We start from the raw sequence: 3,691 nt of genomic DNA, 5'->3' as shown, positions 1-3,691 counted from the left end.
AAGCTGCGCAATCTGGCAAAGCGGCCCCCTGGCTTCTTCAGTTCCACCCCTCGCCGTCAAGGTCCGCCTGCCTCCCGGTGTCTCTGCGGCTATGGCTCGCGCTCAACTGCGGTCTCAGCTCGGGCTTTCCTCTTAATTCCGTCTTAAATCAATCGAGGTTCTGTCATGCAATACACAAAAAAAATCTGCCGCGGTGTCTTTCAATATTTGCCATCTCATGCGCGTGAGTTCGCCCTGTCTCAATTTTCCAATCGTAACAACCCTTCGGGTCCAGGTGATGGTTATGTTTACGAATGGGTCGTTGAAAATCCGCCGTCGTTATATATCGGCCCCTTGCCTTATGTCTCCAGTTTAAGGCGCATTCGGCGGTATCAGAATTACCCGCAAGGTTTCTAGGCTTTAGTCCCCACTGGGCAGGCTTCTTGTCTGCCCTTCACTCCGCAAAAAAGGAGCACATCATGTCATCAAACGGTATCAATAAGGCCATCGTCATTGGTCGTTTAGGCGCAGATCCAGAGCTCAGGCAAACCCAAACCGGCAACGCCTTTTGCACCCTGTCGCTGGCCACCTCGGAGGCTTGGAAAGATAAGACCTCGGGTGAGCCAAAAGAGCGCACTGAATGGCATCGGGTCGTGTTCTGGGGTCGCCTCGCCGAGATCGCCGCTCAGTATCTGGCCAAGGGTTCGCGGATCTACATTGAGGGTCCGCTACGCACGCGCAAATGGACGGATCAGAACGGACAAGACCGCTACACCACAGAGATTCACGCTCAGCAAATGCAGATGTTGGACGGGAAAGCGAGCGGTGAGGCTTCGTCCCGCCCGCAGACGGCAGCGCAACCCAACCAAACCCAGCCGCCACCGTCATTCAATGAATCGGCTGATTTTGATGATGACATTCCATTCTGAATAAGAATCATTGTAAAAGGTCGCCGGTTCTCCGGTGACCTTCCCCGTAATGATCGGTTTAACTGGCCATTGACTCAACCCCGGAGGATCGTCCATGTCTTTGTCCCCGTTATTCGATTCAACTGTTGAGATCAACATCTACAGCCGCGCCGAAGCCCTTGATGATGGCGTGCTAGTCGATGTGACTCGGCAGGCAAAAGAGTATGGCTTTAAGGTTCCAGTCGCGCTGACCGCCGCTGTTTGGGCGGATTGCATTACTTGGGATAGCGCGGTTGAGGTCTACCCGCAGGATGAGCAAGGTCGACTTAGGGATCTGCTGTGGATGGCTCACTTTGAAGCCCGCCGCCGCCGCAATGCTCAGATTGTGCCATTTGGCCTGCTCAGAGTGCCGCATCGAGGCAAGAAGCCGGAACTCATCCAGCTGATCATGCATATCGGTCCCGGTGACCACGCCGAGCCGGTGATCACCATCATGCAGCCTGGGGAGGATTGATCCATGGGCGCTTGGGAAGTTGCCCCCTTCCAGCGCCCGGTTTTCCAATTTGCCACTGTCATTCAATCAGGAGACTTATCATGTCTGAGCTGACCTTAATTCCCAAAGCTTATCTCCAGTCCAGATCGCGCAATGGCCAAGTCATACTGGCTATTCACTCTGTAGACTGCGATCACGTTTCAGGTTATGAGTTTCATCTGCTTCCAGCAAAAGATATTACAGTCGCAAACAAACTTATCAATTTCGAGTTGCACTGCAAAGAAGGTTCATGGCACTGGCATCTCGTCCCGCTTGAGCATTGGGATTCGGTGTTATCCCCGGATCAGCCGCAAGCCGTGAGTGCATAGCGTACTGACCACAACGTGTGCTTGGAAGGTTGCCCCCTTTCAAGCGCCCGGTTTTCAACGTGCCACTGTCATTCCATCGGGAGATTCATCATGTCCAAGAACCGCCGGATATCCAGCGTTTATCTGCAATCAAGATCACGCAATGGCCAAGTCATCTTGGCGATCTATTCCACTGATTGTGATCATGTTTCTGGTTACGATTTTTATCTGCTACCAGCAAATGAACGTGCAGTTGCGGACAAGCTTAATCATTTTGAGCTTTACTGCTGCGAAGGTCCATGGCACTGGCATCTCGTCCCGCTTGAGCATTGGGATTCGGTGTTATCCCCGGATCAGCCGCAAGCCGTGAGTGAATAACGTACTGACCACAACGAGTGCTTGGAAAGTTGCCCCTTTCCAAGCGCCTCTTTCCAAAGCGCCACTGTCATTCCATCAGGAGTACAAATGTTTATCAACACCGTCGACCTTTATGGCTGGCCCGAGGACGAGACGACTTATTCACAAGACAAAGTCGCTCAGCTTCGCCCCACGATGATGGAACTCCGTCAAACGCTCGAGGAGCTTGATCCAAGGCTACCTAGTCATGCCGAGGCAGGCAGCGACGACCTGAAAGACATCAAGGTCTTCATCCAGCGCGTCATCAAGTTGTTCGATGACTCTCCAGAGTATTGGAGCGAGGAGTATCTGCGCGAGGTCGATGCATCATGAGTAGCGTTAGCATTCCGCTTCACGACGCCAAATCCTTCATTCCCCAACAAGCGCCCATGGTTGAGCATGACCATTTGTGGTGGATCAACGACGCCGCGCGCATGGTGCGGACAGAGGACTGGTCAGAGCTTAATCCAGAGCACATCCGCCATCTGATCGAGGAGGTTCGGGATCTGAATTGTCTACTCGATAAGGGTTGGGTCTTGAATCCGCCCGAGCCGTTCTAGCCATTCTCACCCACCGATCCAGCCGCAAGGATGCGGCAACACCTACGGAGTCCATCCGATGACCATGATCAACTTCACGTTCAGAGGCTTACCAGGTCGCGCCGAAATCCTACCGGACGAGACCTATGTCACTTGGGGCGGAGCTGGCTTCCAGATCACCGCCGCGCCGCCCGCCATGCGTGCCGCCATCGTTGCAGCCATGACTCCAGTCCAAGACGAAGAGCGCGAGCGCTGCTGCTCCGGACTCAGCCGCTCGAGCGACAACGGCATGCACTTAGATCAGACCCTTTCCACCTAGCGCATCCGCCTGGCGCTCGCGAGGTTGCCCCCTCCGAGCGCCTGTTTTTCTGCCACTGTCATTCCTCCCTAGGAGCGTCTCTATGTCACACATCCATTTAACGGAGCAAGCGGCTCAAATCCAAGAATTGCTAGCAATTTGGCGTATTGATCAGGAAATCGCGCAGCGCATCGATCCGATCATCACTAGTAGTACCTTGATCAATGCCGAGATCAATCGCATCGCGGCACTGCCGATCGGTCCAGAACTCCAAGATCGCCAAAACGAAGCCCAGCAAATCAAGGATTCGACGCTTGCCCTTTTGCACCGGAAATACAGCCAAGCCAAGGCTTACGAGTCTGAGCGAGCCTGGGATGCGAAAAGGAAGCGCAAAGCGCTTTAAGACTGATCCGGCTTGCTTGGACGATCCGGCTATCGTTGCGGTCGCAGGAAGGCGCCCACAGCTCGCCTCTTTCCCGATCCGGTGCAGCGGCCGATCCGCTGTTCGGCTTGGATCATTCCGGGTCCTGAGCGCAACCATTTCGCAACGCGTACAGCACCGCGACGTAGCCGTTCTTGGTCAGCTTCAACGCGGGCTCAAGCGACTCCAGCGCCGACCACTCGATTCCGTCGATCCTGAGTCCCTTCACAAGCTCCACGTCATCCATCAGTTCTTTCAGTCCGAACGCGAGGTTCGGATTCTGGGTCACCGACATCAGCCATTGCTCGTC

General features: G+C 54.5%; 9 protein-coding genes and 1 pseudogene. 9 read left to right on the top strand and 1 reads right to left on the bottom strand.

What is annotated here, in order from left to right:
* The first annotated feature begins 165 nt into the window (after positions 1-165).
* The 9 genes from VBE63_RS26025 to VBE63_RS25985 all read left to right on the top strand — a co-directional run bounded on the left by VBE63_RS26025 (position 166) and on the right by VBE63_RS25985 (position 3,363).
* Positions 166-396: a hypothetical protein gene (locus VBE63_RS26025; RefSeq protein ID WP_323685908.1), complete on the top strand. Its 231-nt coding sequence runs from the start codon at positions 166-168 to the stop codon at positions 394-396.
* A gap of 62 nt (positions 397-458) precedes the next feature.
* Positions 459-908, top strand: a complete 450-nt coding sequence (locus VBE63_RS26020) for a single-stranded DNA-binding protein (RefSeq protein ID WP_323685907.1) — start codon at positions 459-461, stop codon at positions 906-908.
* Positions 909-1,002: 94 nt separating this feature from the next.
* Entirely contained in the window at positions 1,003-1,401 is a 399-nt protein-coding gene (locus VBE63_RS26015) for a DUF6573 family protein (RefSeq protein WP_323685906.1), read from the top strand.
* A gap of 80 nt (positions 1,402-1,481) precedes the next feature.
* A complete protein-coding gene (locus VBE63_RS26010) occupies positions 1,482-1,748 on the top strand; it encodes a hypothetical protein (protein ID WP_323685905.1) in 267 nt (88 codons plus the stop codon).
* A 90-nt stretch (positions 1,749-1,838) separates the two neighbouring features.
* On the top strand, positions 1,839-2,105 hold the full coding sequence (locus VBE63_RS26005; protein WP_323685904.1) for a hypothetical protein: 267 nt from the start codon (positions 1,839-1,841) through the stop codon (positions 2,103-2,105).
* An 87-nt stretch (positions 2,106-2,192) separates the two neighbouring features.
* Positions 2,193-2,456 (top strand): hypothetical protein, encoded by a 264-nt coding sequence (locus VBE63_RS26000; protein WP_323685903.1) that lies wholly within the window; start codon positions 2,193-2,195, stop codon positions 2,454-2,456.
* The gene (locus VBE63_RS25995) at positions 2,453-2,683 is read left to right on the top strand and encodes a hypothetical protein (protein WP_323685902.1); all 231 of its coding nucleotides are present in this window, start codon (positions 2,453-2,455) and stop codon (positions 2,681-2,683) included. The genes VBE63_RS26000 and VBE63_RS25995 overlap by 4 nt, the downstream gene beginning before the upstream one ends.
* Positions 2,684-2,741: 58 nt before the next feature.
* On the top strand, positions 2,742-2,981 hold the full coding sequence (locus VBE63_RS25990; protein ID WP_323685901.1) for a hypothetical protein: 240 nt from the start codon (positions 2,742-2,744) through the stop codon (positions 2,979-2,981).
* An 82-nt stretch (positions 2,982-3,063) separates the two neighbouring features.
* Complete coding sequence (locus tag VBE63_RS25985) at positions 3,064-3,363, top strand: hypothetical protein (RefSeq protein ID WP_323685900.1); 300 nt, start codon at positions 3,064-3,066, stop codon at positions 3,361-3,363.
* A 112-nt stretch (positions 3,364-3,475) separates the two neighbouring features.
* Here VBE63_RS25985 and VBE63_RS25980 read toward each other — a convergent pair.
* Positions 3,476-3,691, bottom strand: a pseudogene (locus VBE63_RS25980) (hypothetical protein); the annotation flags it as partial.

It is taken from the genome of Lamprobacter sp. (genome assembly GCF_034860625.1).
GTDB lineage: Bacteria > Pseudomonadota > Gammaproteobacteria > Chromatiales > Chromatiaceae > Lamprobacter.
The sequence above is the reverse complement of the archived record's forward strand: the minus strand, read 5'-3'. Positions and strand labels throughout refer to the sequence as shown.

Excerpts from the sequence above, each read along its gene's own strand:
- VBE63_RS26020 (WP_323685907.1), top strand. The coding sequence starts at position 459 with ATGTCATCAAACGGTATCAATAAGGCCATCGTCATTGGTCGTTTAGGC.
- VBE63_RS26005 (WP_323685904.1), top strand. The coding sequence starts at position 1,839 with ATGTCCAAGAACCGCCGGATATCCAGCGTTTATCTGCAATCAAGATCA.
- VBE63_RS25990 (WP_323685901.1), top strand. The coding sequence starts at position 2,742 with ATGACCATGATCAACTTCACGTTCAGAGGCTTACCAGGTCGCGCCGAA.
- VBE63_RS26000 (WP_323685903.1), top strand. The coding sequence starts at position 2,193 with ATGTTTATCAACACCGTCGACCTTTATGGCTGGCCCGAGGACGAGACG.
- VBE63_RS26025 (WP_323685908.1), top strand. The coding sequence starts at position 166 with ATGCAATACACAAAAAAAATCTGCCGCGGTGTCTTTCAATATTTGCCA.
- VBE63_RS26010 (WP_323685905.1), top strand. The coding sequence starts at position 1,482 with ATGTCTGAGCTGACCTTAATTCCCAAAGCTTATCTCCAGTCCAGATCG.
- VBE63_RS26015 (WP_323685906.1), top strand. The coding sequence starts at position 1,003 with ATGTCTTTGTCCCCGTTATTCGATTCAACTGTTGAGATCAACATCTAC.
- VBE63_RS25985 (WP_323685900.1), top strand. The coding sequence starts at position 3,064 with ATGTCACACATCCATTTAACGGAGCAAGCGGCTCAAATCCAAGAATTG.
- VBE63_RS25995 (WP_323685902.1), top strand. The coding sequence starts at position 2,453 with ATGAGTAGCGTTAGCATTCCGCTTCACGACGCCAAATCCTTCATTCCC.